The following is a 17,900-nucleotide window of genomic DNA, read 5'->3' on the forward strand; positions in this document are numbered from 1 at the left end:
GTGGGCTACGATTAGATTATTCTGAACCGATAAATTGCGTTTCAGGCATTCCTTTGAGATCGAGTAGAAATTGCTGCATGGCAGAATTTAAGTATCTTCCTGACTTATATACTACGCCTACAGGGTGCGTAATATCCAGTTCATTTACTTTAACCATCTTGAGTGAGCCGTGCCGCAGTTCATCAGCAACAGACATTTTGGATATGATCGCAACACCTAAATTTAGTTCAACCATCCGTTTGACTTCCTCACTGCTGGATAATTCCATAACGATATGAGGAGCTACCTCATAGTTTTTGAATATTTGATCGACGAAGCGGCGCCCCCATGTCTCCGTAGAAAGCATGATAAACGAAATGTTTTTGAGTTTTTCAATCGATAAATGAGTGAAACGACTCAGCGGATGGTGTTTGGAGACAATGAGTTCGAAATTATCATAATAAAGCACGGAGGTTTCCAAAGCGGGATTCTTCTCAAACAAATACGTGATCCCAATATCGATATGACCGCTTTCCACGGATGTCATGATCTGAGAAGAGGTCATGGAATGAATGGTCGTTTTAATCAGTGGGAATTGATCTTGGAAATAGGAAAGAACCCTCGGCAAGATCTGCATGGCAATTGAAGTCGTTGTGCCAATATGGATATGACCTTGTGGGGTTTGGCTCAGATCGGAGAGACGTTGTTTCAGGTCACTGGTGATCCGTAATATTTTCTCTGCATGCTCCAAGAAAAGCTTACCACTATCAGTTAAAGTAACAGGCTGATTACGATCAATGAGAATCGTACCGAATTCATCCTCAAGACTTTTTATTTGCGCGGAAACGGCAGGTTGGGTCAAGTTTAGAATTTCACCAGCTTTACGAAAGCTCATCGTTTTGGAAATCGTGAGCAGGGTTTCTAACTGGTTCATATTCATGGGATTACCTCCTGCAAGTTAGATATAAAATCCTTAGGTACAAATAAAATTTATCGAAATTGTAAAGGGCATAAAAACCTTTTCTAACTTTATTATATGATACGAAGTGCTAACAAGGCAACATGACGGGATAATTGCAGGTTTCTGAGTGCAAGATACCAAGGTATGGCGAGCAACGTAACCTTGAAAATTACCTTGCAAGTTACTCAAATTTGAATATAATAATTTATGTAATTTAAATTATACAACTAAGGAGACTCCCTGTATGTCTTTGACACGTAAATCAAATCCAACTTGGACGGTTGTAGCCCTAATGCTCGGGCTCTTGCTTGCTTCTTTGGACCAAACCATCGTATCGACTGCGATGCCAACGATTGTATCCAAGCTAGGCGGATTCAGCCAATTTGTTTGGGTATTCTCGGCGTATCTCATTGCCAATGTAGCGGCAATGCCCATCTTCGGCAAGCTTTCTGATATGTATGGGCGCAAATTATTTTTCATCATCGGTATCGTTGTATTTATGATTGGATCCGCGTTATGTGGAACCGCTTCGTCGATGACACAATTGATCATCTATCGCGCGATACAAGGTATTGGCGGCGGTGCGTTGATGCCGATTACGTTTGCTATTATTTTTGACATTTTCCCTCCAGAGAAGAGGGGGAAAATGCAGGGTTTATTCGGAGCCGTATTCGGATTGTCCAGTGTACTTGGGCCTATTATCGGGGCTTACTTTACGGATCACGTGACGTGGGAATGGATTTTCTTTATCAATTTACCTTTAGGCATTATTTCACTGATTATGATTATTTTCTCGTATCACGAGTCTGTGGAGCATAGTAAGGCGAAGATTGATTGGGGCGGCACAGTTGTATTAACGGCAGCTATCGTTTCACTTATGTTCGCATTAGAGTTTGGCGGGAAAGAATATGCGTGGGGTTCGATGCAGATTATTGGCTTATTTGCAGGATTTGTCGTGTTGTTAGCAGGATTTATTTGGATTGAGAAAAACGCTGCCGAGCCAATTGTCCCATTAGATTTATTCAAGAATCGATTATTCACATCTAGTATGGGAGTTAGCTTTGCTTATGGGGCGGTTCTTATTTCGGCGGGGACGTACATTCCATTGTTTATCCAAGGCGTATTCGAAGGCTCAGCCACATCGGCAGGCTCGACATTAACTCCTATGATGTTAGGCGTCGTCGTAAGCAGTGCCTTAGGTGGTCGCTTCATCGGTAAATTCTCATATCGGAATGTGCTTCTTGTTTCAGTCGCACTTCTACTGCTGGCGACATCGCTGCTTGGTGGTATTTCGATCGATTCAGAGAGATGGGTTATCACGACCTACATGATTATTCTCGGGCTAGGGATTGGTGCTTGCTTCCCAATTACGTCGATGTCTGCTCTACACAAAGTTGATTTCCGTCGCAGGGGTACGGTAACGTCGTTGGTTGCTTTCTTCCGTTCCGTTGGTTCTGCGATTGGCGTAGCGATATTCGGAAGCATTCAAGTCAATGCCTTGAAAGACAAGATCACAACATCGCTCAACGATCCCGCTATGGCGGAGAAATTTCAGGATGCCCGTATGCTGCTTCAACCTGAAGTGAGAGCGAATATTCCCACGGAAGTCTTGCATAAGCTTCTGACGGCTTTGGCGGATTCGATTGCCGTTGTTTTCCAAACTACGATTGTCTTAGCAATCCTAGGTCTTGCGTTCATTTTATTGATGGGAAATGCTAAACTAGAAGTTGGCAAAGCGCCTGTTAAAGGAGATGTACCAGTAGGACACTAGGAGGATAATACACATGTCGATGAAGCTGGTCATTCTCGGACTATTGATGGAAGCCAATCGGCATACCTATGAGATTCGTCAAACGATGAAAGATCGCGGCATGACGAATTATATGAAGCTGCAAGATGGTTCGCTCTACTATGCCATGGATCAACTGCATAAGGATGGTCATGTAGAAGCGTTAGAAGTCGTCCGCGATACGAATCGGCCCGAGAAAACCATTTATCAAATCACAGAAGCAGGCAAGGCTAAATTTCAAGAACTGTTGTCTCATCAATTGCATGAAGAGATCAAGCATTATCATCCACTTTATGTCGCATTGCCTTTTACCGTTCATGGCGACCAAGCCAAGATCGCAGATATTCTTGAACATAAAATACTAGAGCAGAAAATGATTATGAACAAGATGAAAAGTTTGTACAACGAGCATTTGAACATTGTTCCACGGGTTGTTTTGCGAATGTTGGTCGGCAGCTATAAACGTGCTTTCACCGAGTTGAAATGGCTAGAAGAGCTGCAGCAAGATGCCCGAGACGGCAGGCTGCAGGAAAGAAATACGGAGCTCGATGTGGATTGGGATCGGATCGAGTGAGACAGACGGAAAGAAGCCCTACCTTGGCTAATAAGGTAGGGCTTTTTCGTATGACAGAGGGACTGTCGCTAGCCGATTTCAGGCCAATTGGGTAAGGGGCTGATATAACGCTATTTGTTCTATATGCACGTTTTGCGGAAAATTAGCATTACCAGATAACGTTATTTCAATAATATGAGGGGAATTTAGGTGTTTTGCCTTATATAACGCTATTGCATAACGCTATTCTTACGATTTTTCTGCCAGACGAGCAAATAAGGTGGTTTCATAACGCTACATACGGGATCGAGCTTCGGCTTCCTATCTCCTCAGTTCTATAAACCACGCAGCTGTGCTATGAAATGCGGCAAATCCGTGCAGACCAAGTCTGGCGTCAAGCCAGCCGACGCCAGCTGCTCGTGCACATTGTCTGGCGTTGCGACGCCCGTCAAGACAAGGGCAGTGCGGCACCCCGCCATCGCGCCTCCGCGGATGTCGGTGTGCACGTTATCGCCGATGACCCAGACATCGGCGGAGGGCAGACCAAGCCGATCGATGGCATACGCCATGATGATCGGCGACGGCTTGCCGATCACCACCGGCTCCACGCCGGAGGCGGCGGTGATCGAAGCTGCCAGGGAGCCAGCCCCTGGCATAAGCCCGCCATCCGACGGCAGCAGCCGGTCGGGATTGGTTAAAACATAGGTCGCGCCATGCTTCAGATGGCGGACCGCCTCGGTCAGCTTCCCGTAGGTGAAGCTGCGATCAATGCCTTGGACGACGTAATCCGGCGTCGTCGTCCCATCCAGGGCGAAGCCGGCTGCGTCCAGCGCAATCCGCAGGCCGTCTTCGCCGATCATATGCACGCGCTGACCAGCGCGCTGCTCGGTTAAGTACTGGGCAGCCGCCTGTGATGACGTATAGACGGCAGCCGCGGGTACCTCCATGCCGAGCGCTTGCAGGTGCTCGGCAACTTGCTCCGGGGTGCGGGACGAATTGTTCGTCACCAAGAGATAGGGCAATTGCTCTTGCTGCAGCCATTGCAGGAAAGCTGCGGCGCCAGGAATAGGTTCATGTCCTCTGTAAAGTGTACCATCTAAATCAATTAGAAATCCGTTCATCCTGTTGCTTCTCCTTTAGATAGGTAAGTTGTAGTCGGCAGCGTGATCTCGACGATCGTTCCCTCCGTCAGTTTAGAGCTAATATTCATGAATCCACCGTGAGCTTCAATGATTCGATAACAAACCATTAAGCCTAGTCCTGTTCCTTTCTCCTTCGTGCTGTAGAAAGGCTCCCCAAGTTTCGGAAGGCGTTCTGGCGCAATGCCGCATCCCTCATCGACGAAACGAACAATAATTTGATCGCCCGAGCCCTTCAGCTCCGCATGTATGCGCAGATTCCCACCTTGAGACATCGATTCTATTGCATTTTTCATAATATTAATAAAGACCTGTTTGATTTGATTCTCATCACATGTTACGGGTGGAAGCCCGGCGTCAACCTTTGTTTCAATTTCGATATTAGAGAGCAGGGCTTGAGGTTGAAGCAACTCTACGGTACTCATGATAATGGTATTTAACGTGCTAGTAACGAAATGGGTTGCTTGTGGTTTGGAAACAAACAAAAACTCATTCACAATGAATTCTATACGCTGGAGTTCATTTTGCATAATTTCAATGTAATATTGCTCTTTGGGGGAATTCGTTTTGAGCAGCTGGAGGAATCCCTTTAACGCGGTCAACGGGTTGCGAATTTCATGTGCAACACCAGCAGCCAACTGTCCAACGGCAGATAGCTTGTCCGATTTAATAAGCAGTTCCTGCGTTTTCTTCAATTCGGTAATATCGTTGAATGTAAGCACGGTACCTAACAGCTGACCACCTCCATCCAACATCGGACTAGACATGTACTCAACCGGAAAGCTGGTGCCATCCTTTTTCCAGAACAGATCTTCATTCACTATCGCGCTTTCACGTTGAAGCATCGTATTTACTGTTGCGTTCTCTTCAGGTATGACAAATGTGCCATCCGCATGAAGAGGCCGAATGAGGTTATGAATGCGTCTACCAAGCATTTCGTCTACTTTCCACCCGGTGATGGCTTCTGCGGCTTTGTTCCAGAAAATCGTGCGGCCATTCGTATCTATGCCATAAATGCCTTCAGAAACCGAATTGAGAATAAGTTGATTCTGTTTATAGAGTTTATCAATCTCCTTCTTCTGTTCCCTGATCTCGGTCAAATCTTTCAGAATAGCATAAACCCCAATGATTTGGTTGCCCACTTTGGTAGGAACAAAAGTAACATTAGAAGGGATAGGAAATCCATTTTGATGTAGGAAAGAAGCATCGAAATTTTGAGGCATTCCTTCTGAAGCCACTTGGAAATGGTGCAGTGTTTTCAGCAGATCAGGAGGGTGAATCATGGGAAGAAATGAGGCGGATTTGGATGATTCTTCACCTAGTCCGAGCAAGCTTTCAAGTCCATGATTAGAAGAAAGGATATCGCCATCCAAGCTAAAGGAAATGATAGAATCTGGATGGTTGTCGAAAAGTGATTTATATCGCTCAGCCGTTTCCGAAATACTAGTTTCACGTTGCTTGATTAACCTTAGTATGAATAAGGCAAGTACCATAAATACGACTAACATAGCACAGTCGAGCGCAATGCTGGACAAGCGATTATCTTGAAAAAAAGATAGCTGGTGCAAAAAAGATAAAATAATACTGAAAATTGCTATGCTAGATATCAGATAGATTTTGAATTTACGTGTATTTACAGGAGGGGGGTTCATCGTCATTGACTCTCATCTCTCCTCTTAGAGGTTCTCTTACATAGTTTAACAGGATTGGCTATTATTTTGTATAATTTACCATTGAATTTGTGATTTTATTATAATTTGTCGGTCAATGTTAGGATTCGACAATTTAAGTATGGAGGCAGAAGTGTGACGTGTATCTGAGTAGTTGGAACTATTTTTGTTAAATTGACAGTATACTTGTCCTAAAATTTTATGTATAATGTTGAAAAAGGTCGTTTTTCTGTGGAACTTATTCACAAATGAGATCGGAGCGGAGCTATGAAGGCTGAGTACATTAATCCCTTTTTGGAGTCGGCTAGAATCGTCATCGAGCAAGTTGCTAACATTCGCCCAACGACAGGGCAACTCGGCATTAAAGACGTCAAATTTGTGGAAAAGTATATCTGGATTCAAATTGGTATGACTGGACAAATGGAAGGTGACGTCGTTTTCGGCTTGGCTGAAGATGTTGCTCTGAAAATGGTTTCTGCCATGATGGGTGGATTCGTCATTACTGAGATGGATGAAATGGGCAAGAGTGCCATTTCTGAACTTGGCAATATGATTAGTGGTAATGCAAGTACGATGCTCTTTAACCAAGGCGTGCGGGTAGATATTACACCGCCTAAGTTAGTTCAATCTGCAACGGCAGCGGGATTTATCCCGAAGAGAGCATTGACGATTCCTTTAATCATGGATGGTATTGGTGAACTAGACATTCAAGTGTTAATTACGTAATATAAGTAAGAACGTTGGAGTACCAGTATGATGGTAGCTCCATTTTTTTTGTCCGTAGAAGGGAGTGGAAAGGATTGGAAATCAAGAATAAAGTCGTCTTGATTACAGGCGCATCGAGTGGAATTGGAGCTGGGATGGCGCAACAACTCGCAGCCAAGGGAGCTATACCCGTGTTGACAGCACGGCGTACGGATATGTTGAAACAGATTGCATCAAGCTTACCCGGACAACACGCAGTCTACGCCATGGACGTAACGAATACAGCCCAGGTAAACGAGGTAGTGAGTCGAATCATCGCTGAATTTGGGCGAATTGATATTCTGATTAATAATGCGGGATATGGCATATTTGAGACATTTACGAAAGCGCCGCTTGCTCATTTCGAAGAGATGATGGATGTGAATTATCTGGGGATCGTACGATGCACACAGGCTGTGCTCCCACATATGTTGGCGGCAAGAAGCGGGCATATTGTCAATATCGCGTCCATGGCAGGTAAGATTGGCTCTGCCAAATCAACGGCCTATTCAGCAACGAAGCATGCCGTATTAGGATTTACGAATAGTTTGCGGATGGAATTAGCGGGATCAGGGGTTTTCGTGACAGCGATTAATCCAGGCCCAATTGCGACACCATTTTTCGACAAGGCAGATCCGAGCGGTAATTATGTCAAGAACATCGCTTGGTTTATGTTGAAGCCCGAAAAAGTAGTCAAAGAGCTCATTCATGCCATCGAGAAAAAGATTCCGGAGAAAAACTTGCCCTTCGTAGCTGGAGCAGGGATTAAATTATTTCAATTGTTTCCTCGCCTATTCAACAAGCTGGCGACTCGTATCATGGATAAAAAATAAAGCGGCTCCCAGTCACACGGGTGTCGCTTTTTTATTTCATTTTACGTTTCGGTTTGATCAGACTTTGCGGCTTGCTTCGCTTGATTCAGATCACGGATTTCTTCGAAAATCTTTCGCATTTCTGCTTTGCCCTCTGGATGAGATTGATTCCAATGGGAGGCAAGTGCGGGTAGTGCCTTATGAACATGATTGAAGAAAGCCCATATCTTGATTTTCTCAATCATTTCTGGGGATGTATCACCTGTAATGAGTTCTGCGGTCTTGGCGACCAACGTATTAAAATCGTTTTCGAAATCTGTAGGCATGCACGTCATCCCTTCGGATGGAAATAGAGTAGTTGGAGCACTATTAGTTTACCATATAGGAAAGCAAAAGTATTCCGAAACCGAATATGGCTTTCATATTGGCGATTTTCTCAATAGATTAAGCTGGGGCTGTTAAAATGTCTTCAAGCATGGCCTTTGTACATGTAATCGTTTCATAAGTTGGTGGGGAAAATTTTTCCTATTATTTTAACGGTAATGATTGTTTACTCCTCCTTTTTAACCTAAAATAGGTAGATACACTTTAGGTCTTTTTTTACCTGTACGCTAGGGGGGAATATGATGAAGTCACTGAGAGAAATTTTTAACAGCGACTTTAACACATTAGATACGAGCATGCAGGAACAGATTTACAAGGAATTTTACTTGCTCGTTTATCCGATGATTAATTTTATTTTAAGAGATCATTCTGCTGCTGAAGATATTATCCAGGAAGCCTTTCTCCGGGCAGTTCACAAAGCCCCTTTGTTAACGGAAATTGATAAATATGAGGGCTGGCTTAAGCGACTAACGCGTAACGTAACGTTGAATCATTTGCGCAAACATAGACGCAACCGTGATGAACTCGAAACAGAAGTGTTATTCTCCTTAAAGGAGTCTGCCCCAACTTCGGAGTATTCGTCCTCGCCAGATGTAGAGGTTGAAATGAAAGTCATGAGAGAGGCTGTTATTGCTTATATCAATCAACTTAATCCTTCCTATAGACAGATTATCGCTATGAAGTGGATACATAATTTATCTTATAAAGACATGGCTAGTGAACTTTGTGTAACCGAAGGTGTCGTGCGTCAGAGGCTTTTTCGGGCACGGGATGCCATTAAACAGAAGTTTTTGAATGATTGGGGATCGGACAGATAGAAAGGCGGTGTCTACATATTTGTTTGCTGAAGCACTCTAGCATATAATATGGGCATGAGGTTGGAAGAGAAAAGGGGTATATCGTATTGAGCACGAGTTTTGAAGGGTTGCAGATTGCACAGACATACTTAGATAAATTAACAGAATTAGGGATTGGTGAGCCAACACCGATTCAAGCGGAAGGTATTCCAGTTCTCCTGCAAGGGAAAGATGCGATTATTCAATCCCAGACGGGGACGGGTAAAACGCTAGCTTATCTACTGCCTGCCTTGGAACGAATTGACCCAGCGCAGAAACAATTGCAAGTCATGGTCATTGTACCTACACGAGAGCTGGGTATGCAGATCATGCAAGAAATTGAAAAATTGACGAGCGGGGGACCGATTCGTTCACAATCTTTAATTGGCGGAGCGGCCGTAGCTAGACAGATCGAAAAGCTGCGTCTTCACCCACATATCGTTGTTGGAACGCCTGGACGATTGTTAGAGTTAATGAAAGTTCGCAAGCTTACACTGCACCATGTGAAAATGGGCATTGTCGATGAAGTTGACCAAGTGTTTGAACTTGGCTCTATGCAGGATGTAGAAGCGGTACTCAAAGGTATGCTTCGCACGAGTCAAATGGTGTTTGTCTCAGCGACAATTCCCCAAAGTACGGAGCAAGCAGCAGGCAGATGGCTGAAGGATCCGGTTATTATCAAAATTAACCCCTCTCAGCGTACGGCTGAAACGTTGGAGCATCACTATGTCGTGTGTCAGGAACGTGAAAAGATTGACACCCTTCGCAGACTTGTTCGGATGATCAAGCCGACTTCAGCGATTGTCTTCATTAATGTAACGGATGATATTGCACAAGTTGTTGGGAAGCTGCAATATGTGGGGCTTTCCGTTGAAGCGCTGTATGGGGAAGCGAGTAAGCAAGATCGTGCCAAAGTTATGGGCAATTTCCGTGAGGGGAAATTCCAATTATTATTGGCGACGGACGTTGCTGCCAGAGGTCTTGATATTGAAGGTGTAACGCATGTCTTCCATTTGGATGTGGCGACGAATGCGGAGTATTACCTTCACCGTGTAGGTCGGACAGGCCGGATGGGCCGCGAGGGGACTTCGATCTCTATCGTGACTTCGAAGGAACTCTTCATCATCGAGAAATTCGAGAAGCAGCTCGGCATCACGATTGAGCCGAAGGCTATGTACGAAGGCCGATTGGTTGACCCGGCCCAAGATCGCAGCGCGGCTACGATGCGCAGCCGCCGTGAAGCTGCGCGCCCAAGCGGCGCACCTTCGCGCAGCGGCTCCGCCGGCGCGCGTGAGGCTGCCGCGCCTGTGGGCGCGGTGCGTGGAAGTGCCGCGGCGCCAGACGCGCGCGGCCAGCAGGGCGCTGCTCCGGCGAAGCCGGCAGCGCAAGGGAAGACGGCCGCCGCAGGCAAGGCCGTCAGCAAAGCCCAACGCGAGCGCGATCGCAAGAGCAAGGGAGCTCCGCGCTGGTTGAAAGAGAAGCAGCAGAATAAAGAAGAGTAGCGCGCGAGTTTCAACGCGACGCTTGCTCATGATCTGCGGGGTGTATAAGCATGCTGAAGAAAGTTACGTTCACACTCTTGTTGCTGGTTGTCATCGCCGTTGTGATGCTGCTCATCATCATTCAGTATGTGAAACCAACGAAGTTGCTGGATCTACAATATAAAGAGATTTCTATAAGTAGCAAAATTGCAGAAATGATTCTCTCCCGAAAGCTGGACGTGCGGCTTTCGGAAGAGGAAGTGAATCAATTACTGAAGAAACAGTTAGCCTCGCACAGCACATTGCCGCATGATTTTCGCATGGAAGGCGCAGAGTTGAATCTGCAGGGTTCCACAGTTGAGGCGGATGTCAATGTCAGGTGGCGTGATCGGGTTCCGATCGGCGCTCATGCGACTTTCACACTGGCATGGGATCCGCCTAACTTGGTTATCCAGCATGAGAATACACAGATCCGGAATTGGCAACTGCCTAGTGCTTGGCTTCAACTTGCCCCTATTGAAATTCCACTGCAATCATACTTGCCTAAATTAATTGGCATTAAAAATGTGGTCTTTGAAGACAAGACTATTCTCATTCAACTAAAGCCATTCCAGTAAAGCGAAAAACCCCTTCAGATCCACTTTAGTGGTATGAAGGGGTTTTTGCTTGTATTTCATCTAATACTGATATCAAACGCTGCGAATGCGTTTAACTGTATTTTCTACAGCTAATCTTGTTCTCCTAATACTTTCGACACATCAAGCTCACACTACACACAATTTAACTCTACTCACATCAAGCCAGCACTGCACACTATCCATCTCTTCTCACACCACAGCTTGCCACTACACACTATCCAACTTTTGCTCCCAACACAGGAGCCTGCCATCTGCGTGTATACAGAATGATGCCAAACACAACACACATACTTATCAACACAAACCAAATCGAGACACCTATATGGATGTGATCCATGCCCCAACCTACGCCAAGCGGCAAAATAGCTCCGCCTAGTCCGCCAGAGGCAATGAGGGCGCTCGTCGTTTGTTCTGTTCGTCCAGGCAATAGTTGGTTTGCATAAATAAGCGCCACCGCGAACATACCTGACATGAATAGACCAAGCAAAAGAATCACAGCAAAACTACTCCAGAGGTTCGTACTAAAAACCCATGCGATTACTGTGATCAAGCTCAAAGCGAAAGAGAGTGCTAAATATTTGAAATAAGTGATCTTCTCAGCCAATGCACCTGCGAATAACCGGCCAACAACCATGGTTAACCAATAGGCGGTCACACCAAGTGTAGAGACGGAGCTTGAAGCCTGCAACTGGTCTTTAAAGATCGACGGTAAGAAATTAACGATTGTATTTTCCATTCCACAATATAAGAAGAAGACGGTCATGAGTAAGCATAGAAAAATGAACGATTTTTTAGAAAGCACAGGAACTTGATCGACTTTCTGCGAACGATCCGCTTTATGTGCGAGTAGTTCATCATGTTCACCTAATGAAAGCTTCGACCATATGATACCCGTTGCAAGAGCACTTAGTCCGAGCAGCATAAAGGCAAGTTTCCATAGCCCATTGGCAATGAGTAGACTGGAGACAAGGGGCATGAATAGTGCACCAAGTCCAAAGAAAACTTCAAGCTTGCTGAAGGCAACTGCTTGTTGATCTTTGGCAGCCATGAGGACGAAGGTGCTGATACTGGACTCCACAAGTCCAAAGGAGATACCAGCAAGGAAAGTCAAACCGATAACCATCGGCCAAGGTGGCAATAACCCTATGGCAAGCATGGCCACAAACAAGAAGCAAAAAGCCATGGTAATCGTACTTCGACGAGAGATGCGGCGAATGAGTGTAGGCATCGCAAGCACACCTAGCATGAATCCTCCGAACTGCAAGAAGACCAGCAATCCACCGCCGCTGTAGCTTCGACCATAATGGGCTAGTAGTTCAGGCAACACTGCACCAAATATAACATGCGTACAGCCTGTTAATAAGTAGGAGAGACAGCCCATAATTAATAATCTTTTCATTATGCAGTGCTTCCTTTACGTTCAGTCATCAACTCGTCATTATATGCCAATACATGTGTAATGGCTTCAGAAACAGAATTAACCGTTTTCGCTGCGTGCTTCCGCACATCCGAATGCGCAGTGTGCATAGCAAAACTATGCGGAGTAATCCCGAACATTGATACATCATTAAATGAATCTCCGAAACAAGCGATCTCCTCGGGCTTTAATCCCAAATGTGCAGCAAGGATTAGCAGGGAGCTGCCTTTCGACACTTGGTGAGGCATGATATCAAGGCAATCGGTATCAGCCAAATAAATATCCAAGAGATCAGGGAGTTCTCTTTCAAGCAGTGTTTTAATCTCCAGTAAATGGTCTACATGCCCGAACAGTGAATATTTACATATTGGAAATGCTTCCTTTAGGGATTGCTCGATTTCGCTTTGGACTAAGAAAGGTTCGAACATTCTAGCTTGAATCGCATCAGAGGCAGGGCTCAACTTCTCAATATAATTGGCATTCCCGGAGCAAATCAGTTTCACGACATCGAAAGCTTCGATAAGTTGATAAACCTGATGCGCGATGGAAGCCTCAAATAGCTTCGCTTGTAGAAGCGTACCGTCCAATAAATGGATGAAGGCGCCATTTTGGGAAACGGAATAGGCTTGATGTTGAATCTCTTGTAGCACTTTCTGCATCTCCAAATTCATCCTGCCAGAGGCTAGACAAAGTATGATTCCCTTATCCTTCACTAGTTGTAGAGCTTGGAGTTCCCGCTCGGAGACTTTCTTATGATGGTCAAGCAGCGTGCCGTCCAGATCGCTAACGATTAGTTTAATCATGTTGTTCTTCTCCTCCTGCTAGTACAATTTCAACCTCATTGGTCAATAAGCGCTCTTTCATTTCCTCGCTCAATGCTTGATCTGTTACCAGGATATCAATATTTTCAAATCCCACGACATGATGGAATAGACGCTTGCCGAACTTTGAATGATCTGCGAGAACGATCACTTGATCAGCATGCTCCATCATCGCTCTTACCAAATAACAATCTTCTTCATTGGGAGCAGACAGCCCATTCTCGGAGATACCACACGTGCCTATGAAAAGTTTATCGACATGATACTCGTTTAACATTTCAATCGCCTTAGCCCCATAGACACTATGATGCTTATTATCTAGCACACCGCCAAGCATATGAATCGTAATGCCATCTTTGCGGGTGAGAATTGCGGCAGTTTCAATTGAACTTGTGATGACAATGTTGTTTTTCGACGTAAGAGCAGTAGCTGCATGCAAAACAGTAGTTGAAGCATCCATCATCAGATAATCACCATCTTGAACGAGTGTAGCTGCTCGCTTACCTATCGTTAGTTTAGATGAGGATTCCTCTTGAAGACGTTGATCATAATTGCCGACGTCTTTAGAAAGCGTAGGGAGAATAGCTCCGCCTCTCGTACGAACAATGGAGCCTTGCTCCTCTAATTTGACCATATCTCGCCTAGCCGTATCGCGCGAAACTTCATAGAGCTCACAGATGAGATCTACAGAGATTCGCTTATTTGATTTTAAGTATTCGAGGATGGAAAGAAGCCGTTCTTCTTGAAACAAGATTATTCACCTCCTTTACTTAAGTGTTTATAAGTGATTGTAAGTATATTACTTATTGTATACGCAAGTTGAATTGCTTTCAATCCCTTTTTGAAAAGAAAAAACCGTGCTCACTCGTTACTTGAACGAGGACACGGTTATAGAATTTCTCATTTAACGGCTGGTTTTTTACGTGTTTGCACATAGCTGGGATACGTGATTTCGCCAGTATCCAGTTTGCGAATTTCTTCTACGTTCCAACCCGTAATTTTGTTAGTTCCAGTTACGCCTGTCAACTTGATTTGATAACGAGTAGCCAAGTAGGTTTGGAGCTTCAGCATGTCTTCAGGTTTAATTTCACGAAGTTTCTGCTTGCCATGAAGCTGGCCTAAGATAACACCGATGGATTCTGCGGCCAAACTCGTATTTGGCTGAATTCGTGTACTTCCATATGCGATTGCAGAGGAACCCACATTCTTTCCTGCTGCGATGACATTTTCATAATTCTTAAGTAAAAAGCTACGAAGCGGCATGCCGTATTTATCAGGGCGTCCCATCTCAATTCCCCATTTGTTGGCACTCGTACCTTGGAGATCAAGTGGATAACCGCCAATACTGACGTTGTCCCAGAACATCGTACCCCCGAGGAGATCAGATGGTTTGAGAGTGTAGTCCATTTCGTAGTGATTATACTCTCTAATATAAGGGTAAGTTGGCTGTTCACCTAGTTCAGCTTTCTCCCAGCCTGGTAATGTTTTACGGAAATGCTGCAAGATCAGGGCTGTTTCCTTATTTCCTAAATAGACCGCCTCTTGCACAGACGCCAGCTTGGCAGGATCCACAGTATAGACGAGCAACGCATTAATGAGGACTTCGCCATCCCTTTGATTCACGGCATTCAATCCTCTTAGGAAAACACGATCATTAGAAGGGTGATACGCTTTGGTCATACCGCTTAATCCAATTGCGAAACTATCACTGACATTGCCACCGCCGAATTGTTTCGATCTATCCTCAGGTTTTAATGCATTGAAGGTCGTATTGAACTTCTTCCAATCCACATTTTTGAACTTCATCATCATGCCTGCGCTCATGTACTCAATATCTTTTTGGCCATAGAATTTCTCAAGACCTGGCAGACGTTTGGTTTCCAAGCGGCTCATCAATGCGGCAAAATCACTGTTGTCGACCCAATAGGAAGCTGTGATTTTCTTAACTTCATTCTTATTCGTTTTATATAGGATGGATGGAATTTTGTGCATATGGTCAGGAGTTTGAATTTGTTCAACCTCTTCAATCGTGATCCCTGACTCTATGGGAATATCTTTACTCAACTTGTCCATATAAGTTGTGAATTCGGAAAGTTTGCGAATCTTCGCGTTGCGAAAGCCATCGAATAATTCCTTAGCGCGGCCCTGTACGAGTAGATGTCCTTGTTCATCTCGTGTCTCATCTAGAAAAAGCATCTGACTTTGGAGGATTTGACCACCGAAAGCTTGATGGGGATCTAATATTTTCACTTTGAGGCCTTCATCCACAGCAGCTCGGGCTAAATAAAGGCCTTCAAGCTCACTTCCAATGACAACTACATCGACGTTTTCAGTTGGATATGTGGAGGCGCTCTCTTGTTTCGTATCTTGGTTCGGTGTGGATGCTGGCACTTCGCTCACTTGTGGAGGAGCAGGATGTGTAACAATTGGAGCTATGGCATTCATATTCATGCTTCCTTGATTGAACCAAATCTTGCCGAGTGAGAAGGCTGCTACAAGAATTAGGAGTACAGCCAGAGCGATAGCGAGCAAGACTCGTGGATTTCGTAAGCGCATACATAAGCTCCTTTAGCGTTAAACTATATGGTCTTCATTTTAGCAGTTTAAGGATGGATTTAATAGACTTTGAGAATTGATTTTAAAAGATTTACAAGCTCCACCCCCAAAAAACGATAAGCCATGGCGAATCCTTGTAGCATAACCAGGAACCCTTCGCGAAGGCTCCATCTTATGTTTAAAAACACATAAAATAGAGTTAAGGGAGAGATTTTAAAATGAAAAAAAACCTAATGAAAAAATTCGTAGCAACTGGTCTTGTTCTAACAATGGTAGCAGGCGGCGGTACTGCCGCATTTGCAAATGGAAATAAAAACGACGATCGTGGTAAAGGAAATGACAACAAGAATAATAGTTACACGCAAAAATATGATGGCAATAAATTTGATTCCAAAGGTAATACAAACATTACTATAAATATTAATTTCAACGATATGAAAAATGCTCAGTGGGCTATGCGTTACATTGCAAGTCTAGCGTCTAAGCGTGTTTTTGAAGGCTATGAAGATGGAAGCTTCAAACCAGAGAAAACAGTAACGCGTATTGAAGCGATTACAGCCGCAGTTCGTTTGATGGGCTTGCGTGAACAAGCGGAGTCCGATGCTGAGAAACAAACGAAATTGAATTTTAAAGACGCCGACAAAGTCCCTGCATGGGCAGTAGGTTATGTTGCTGTAGCACTTGAGAACGACCTGTTCACAGAGAGTGACGACAGTGTTAAGCCTAATGAAGATGCAAACCGTCTATGGGCGACTACGCTTCTCGTGAAAGCACTTAAATTAGAAGCGGAAGCAAAAGCTAACATGACGAGCACACTTCAATTTAAGGATGCTAAGCAAATTCCAGCTGGATCCGTTGGTTATGTGAAAGTCGCGGTTGATAAAGGCTTAATCGACGGTTTTGAAGATAATACTTTTAAACCGAATCAAAGCGTAACACGTGCGCAATTGGCGGCTCTTCTCGATCGTACCAACGAGCAATTACCTGGCCAAGATCAAAACTCGAATTCTGGAACTGTAAACTCTGTTGTGTACAATAATGTTCTTTCCTTAACTAAAAATGGTACAACAACTGTGTATAACTTGCACCCCGATGTTTTCGTTCTGCGTAACGGTGTCAAGGTCGCTCCTACTGAAATTGCTGTTGGTGATACAGTAAAAGTACGTACATTCAACAATACGGTTGTCTTTGTTGAAGTCACAGGTAATGCGCCTGTTAACACTTCCTTCGACATCTTGGGTACATTGTCTGCAACAACAATCAATGCTCAAGGTAAAATCGCAACCATCACAATCACGCAAAATATCAATGGTGTTAATCAATCGACTACATATAATGTATCTTCCAATTTCGCTTTGACAGGCAACCTAGCTAACTTCTCTGTAGGACATGTGATTCAGCTTAAAGGCCAAAATCAATCCGTTACTACAATTGACGTTAAATAAAGTTAATAAGTTGCATTCCCACTATAGATATATAAAGAGATAAAAAAAGGTTAGATTGACACAACAAGCTCCTTGCATAATTCGCATGGGGCTTGTTGCTCGTTTTTAATTGTATAAATTGGTAAAGTTAATGGAAAACTATGCTATATCAAGAGAGGAGATGGTTAGGATGGAAGAAAGTTTGATGGATACGTTCAAAAGGTATTATGCGGATTATCGAGGTGCAGAGGGTGTTGATCAAAGTTTTACAGATGCTTATCAAGCCATAGCGTTCCATGTAATTAATCAGACAGAGCATTACGTGCAACAAGGGAACCTTCATGAAATCCAGAATCTTATTCGTGAGTTCAAAGAAATTGGACGTTCTACTTCTCCGAGTAATGATTCATTAAAGGAACAATTTGAGCAGGAGCTTGTCGTGCAAGAATTGAATCGATATTCTTTTTGAAAAGGTGTTGCATAATCTCAATGCCCGTGGTATATTACTGATCCGGCCAAAACGGGCAGCGAATTTTATCGAAAAATGTAGAAATTAAGCTTGCATTTGGTTAGGTCGATATGCTATATTGTAATTCCTGTTCGTGAGAGCGGATTGGAAAACGAAAGAAATTGATCTTTGAAAACTGAACAACGAGTGAGTAAGCACAGTCGAGTAATCGACTATAAAAGAGATTG

General features: G+C 44.1%; 17 protein-coding genes. 9 read left to right on the forward strand and 8 right to left on the reverse strand.

Annotated features, from left to right (window positions below):
- Positions 1-16 precede the first annotated feature (16 nt).
- Positions 17-919: a LysR family transcriptional regulator gene (locus A8708_RS14460; protein WP_068664534.1), complete on the reverse strand. Its 903-nt coding sequence runs from the start codon at positions 917-919 to the stop codon at positions 17-19.
- Between the two features lie 265 nt (positions 920-1,184).
- Between A8708_RS14460 and A8708_RS14465 the strand changes: the two genes are divergently transcribed.
- Both A8708_RS14465 and A8708_RS14470 read left to right on the forward strand, forming a co-directional pair.
- Entirely contained in the window at positions 1,185-2,711 is a 1,527-nt protein-coding gene (locus A8708_RS14465; protein WP_068664536.1) for an MDR family MFS transporter, read from the forward strand.
- A gap of 13 nt (positions 2,712-2,724) precedes the next feature.
- On the forward strand, positions 2,725-3,303 hold the full coding sequence (locus A8708_RS14470; protein WP_068664538.1) for a PadR family transcriptional regulator: 579 nt from the start codon (positions 2,725-2,727) through the stop codon (positions 3,301-3,303).
- A 314-nt stretch (positions 3,304-3,617) separates the two neighbouring features.
- Here A8708_RS14470 and A8708_RS14475 read toward each other — a convergent pair whose 3' ends face one another.
- Both A8708_RS14475 and A8708_RS14480 read right to left on the reverse strand, forming a co-directional pair.
- Positions 3,618-4,403, reverse strand: a complete 786-nt coding sequence (locus A8708_RS14475; protein ID WP_068664540.1) for a TIGR01457 family HAD-type hydrolase — start codon at positions 4,401-4,403, stop codon at positions 3,618-3,620.
- Complete coding sequence (locus tag A8708_RS14480) at positions 4,400-6,079, reverse strand: PAS domain-containing sensor histidine kinase (RefSeq protein WP_068664542.1); 1,680 nt, start codon at positions 6,077-6,079, stop codon at positions 4,400-4,402. Before A8708_RS14480 ends, A8708_RS14475 begins: the two co-directional genes overlap by 4 nt.
- A gap of 279 nt (positions 6,080-6,358) precedes the next feature.
- Here A8708_RS14480 and A8708_RS14485 point away from each other — a divergent pair, with 279 nt between their 5' ends.
- Positions 6,359-6,817: a chemotaxis protein CheX gene (locus A8708_RS14485; RefSeq protein WP_068664543.1), complete on the forward strand. Its 459-nt coding sequence runs from the start codon at positions 6,359-6,361 to the stop codon at positions 6,815-6,817.
- 74 nt (positions 6,818-6,891) lie between these two features.
- Positions 6,892-7,668 carry an SDR family NAD(P)-dependent oxidoreductase gene (locus tag A8708_RS14490; RefSeq protein WP_068664545.1) on the forward strand — a complete coding sequence of 259 codons (777 nt, stop codon included), beginning with the start codon at positions 6,892-6,894 and terminating at the stop codon, positions 7,666-7,668.
- 41 nt (positions 7,669-7,709) lie between these two features.
- Here A8708_RS14490 and A8708_RS14495 read toward each other — a convergent pair whose 3' ends face one another.
- On the reverse strand, positions 7,710-7,973 hold the full coding sequence (locus tag A8708_RS14495) for a DUF2573 family protein (RefSeq protein WP_068664547.1): 264 nt from the start codon (positions 7,971-7,973) through the stop codon (positions 7,710-7,712).
- Between the two features lie 300 nt (positions 7,974-8,273).
- Between A8708_RS14495 and A8708_RS14500 the strand changes: the two genes are divergently transcribed.
- The 3 genes from A8708_RS14500 to A8708_RS14510 all read left to right on the forward strand — a co-directional run bounded on the left by A8708_RS14500 (position 8,274) and on the right by A8708_RS14510 (position 10,965).
- On the forward strand, positions 8,274-8,849 hold the full coding sequence (locus A8708_RS14500) for an RNA polymerase sigma factor (protein ID WP_239696689.1): 576 nt from the start codon (positions 8,274-8,276) through the stop codon (positions 8,847-8,849).
- Between the two features lie 86 nt (positions 8,850-8,935).
- Complete coding sequence (locus A8708_RS14505) at positions 8,936-10,369, forward strand: DEAD/DEAH box helicase (RefSeq protein WP_068664551.1); 1,434 nt, start codon at positions 8,936-8,938, stop codon at positions 10,367-10,369.
- A 50-nt stretch (positions 10,370-10,419) separates the two neighbouring features.
- Positions 10,420-10,965 carry a hypothetical protein gene (locus tag A8708_RS14510; protein ID WP_082927506.1) on the forward strand — a complete coding sequence of 182 codons (546 nt, stop codon included), beginning with the start codon at positions 10,420-10,422 and terminating at the stop codon, positions 10,963-10,965.
- Between the two features lie 235 nt (positions 10,966-11,200).
- On the opposite strand, the gene A8708_RS14515 is transcribed toward A8708_RS14510, so the two are convergent.
- The 4 genes from A8708_RS14515 to A8708_RS14530 all read right to left on the reverse strand — a co-directional run bounded on the left by A8708_RS14515 (position 11,201) and on the right by A8708_RS14530 (position 15,780).
- A complete protein-coding gene (locus A8708_RS14515; RefSeq protein ID WP_082927507.1) occupies positions 11,201-12,385 on the reverse strand; it encodes an MFS transporter in 1,185 nt (394 codons plus the stop codon).
- Positions 12,385-13,206: a Cof-type HAD-IIB family hydrolase gene (locus tag A8708_RS14520; protein ID WP_068664557.1), complete on the reverse strand. Its 822-nt coding sequence runs from the start codon at positions 13,204-13,206 to the stop codon at positions 12,385-12,387. Before A8708_RS14520 ends, A8708_RS14515 begins: the two co-directional genes overlap by 1 nt.
- Positions 13,199-13,975 carry a DeoR/GlpR family DNA-binding transcription regulator gene (locus tag A8708_RS14525; RefSeq protein WP_068664559.1) on the reverse strand — a complete coding sequence of 259 codons (777 nt, stop codon included), beginning with the start codon at positions 13,973-13,975 and terminating at the stop codon, positions 13,199-13,201. The genes A8708_RS14520 and A8708_RS14525 overlap by 8 nt, the downstream gene beginning before the upstream one ends.
- A gap of 149 nt (positions 13,976-14,124) precedes the next feature.
- A complete protein-coding gene (locus A8708_RS14530) occupies positions 14,125-15,780 on the reverse strand; it encodes an FAD-dependent oxidoreductase (RefSeq protein WP_068664561.1) in 1,656 nt (551 codons plus the stop codon).
- Positions 15,781-15,998: 218 nt separating this feature from the next.
- Between A8708_RS14530 and A8708_RS14535 the strand changes: the two genes are divergently transcribed.
- Positions 15,999-17,225: an S-layer homology domain-containing protein gene (locus A8708_RS14535; RefSeq protein ID WP_068664562.1), complete on the forward strand. Its 1,227-nt coding sequence runs from the start codon at positions 15,999-16,001 to the stop codon at positions 17,223-17,225.
- Between the two features lie 169 nt (positions 17,226-17,394).
- Positions 17,395-17,673, forward strand: a complete 279-nt coding sequence (locus tag A8708_RS14540; protein ID WP_068664564.1) for a hypothetical protein — start codon at positions 17,395-17,397, stop codon at positions 17,671-17,673.
- Positions 17,674-17,900 lie beyond the last annotated feature (227 nt).

It is taken from the genome of Paenibacillus oryzisoli (assembly GCF_001653565.1).
GTDB lineage: Bacteria > Bacillota > Bacilli > Paenibacillales > NBRC-103111 > Paenibacillus_E > Paenibacillus_E oryzisoli.

Coding starts and splice junctions, on each gene's coding strand:
- A8708_RS14475 (WP_068664540.1), bottom strand. CDS start 4,403: ATGAACGGATTTCTAATTGATTTAGATGGTACACTTTACAGAGGACAT.
- A8708_RS14530 (WP_068664561.1), bottom strand. CDS start 15,780: ATGCGCTTACGAAATCCACGAGTCTTGCTCGCTATCGCTCTGGCTGTA.
- A8708_RS14520 (WP_068664557.1), bottom strand. CDS start 13,206: ATGATTAAACTAATCGTTAGCGATCTGGACGGCACGCTGCTTGACCAT.
- A8708_RS14510 (WP_082927506.1), top strand. CDS start 10,420: ATGCTGAAGAAAGTTACGTTCACACTCTTGTTGCTGGTTGTCATCGCC.
- A8708_RS14500 (WP_239696689.1), top strand. CDS start 8,274: ATGAAGTCACTGAGAGAAATTTTTAACAGCGACTTTAACACATTAGAT.
- A8708_RS14485 (WP_068664543.1), top strand. CDS start 6,359: ATGAAGGCTGAGTACATTAATCCCTTTTTGGAGTCGGCTAGAATCGTC.
- A8708_RS14470 (WP_068664538.1), top strand. CDS start 2,725: ATGTCGATGAAGCTGGTCATTCTCGGACTATTGATGGAAGCCAATCGG.
- A8708_RS14540 (WP_068664564.1), top strand. CDS start 17,395: ATGGAAGAAAGTTTGATGGATACGTTCAAAAGGTATTATGCGGATTAT.
- A8708_RS14515 (WP_082927507.1), bottom strand. CDS start 12,385: ATGAAAAGATTATTAATTATGGGCTGTCTCTCCTACTTATTAACAGGC.
- A8708_RS14495 (WP_068664547.1), bottom strand. CDS start 7,973: ATGCCTACAGATTTCGAAAACGATTTTAATACGTTGGTCGCCAAGACC.
- A8708_RS14535 (WP_068664562.1), top strand. CDS start 15,999: ATGAAAAAAAACCTAATGAAAAAATTCGTAGCAACTGGTCTTGTTCTA.
- A8708_RS14465 (WP_068664536.1), top strand. CDS start 1,185: ATGTCTTTGACACGTAAATCAAATCCAACTTGGACGGTTGTAGCCCTA.
- A8708_RS14480 (WP_068664542.1), bottom strand. CDS start 6,079: ATGACGATGAACCCCCCTCCTGTAAATACACGTAAATTCAAAATCTAT.
- A8708_RS14460 (WP_068664534.1), bottom strand. CDS start 919: ATGAATATGAACCAGTTAGAAACCCTGCTCACGATTTCCAAAACGATG.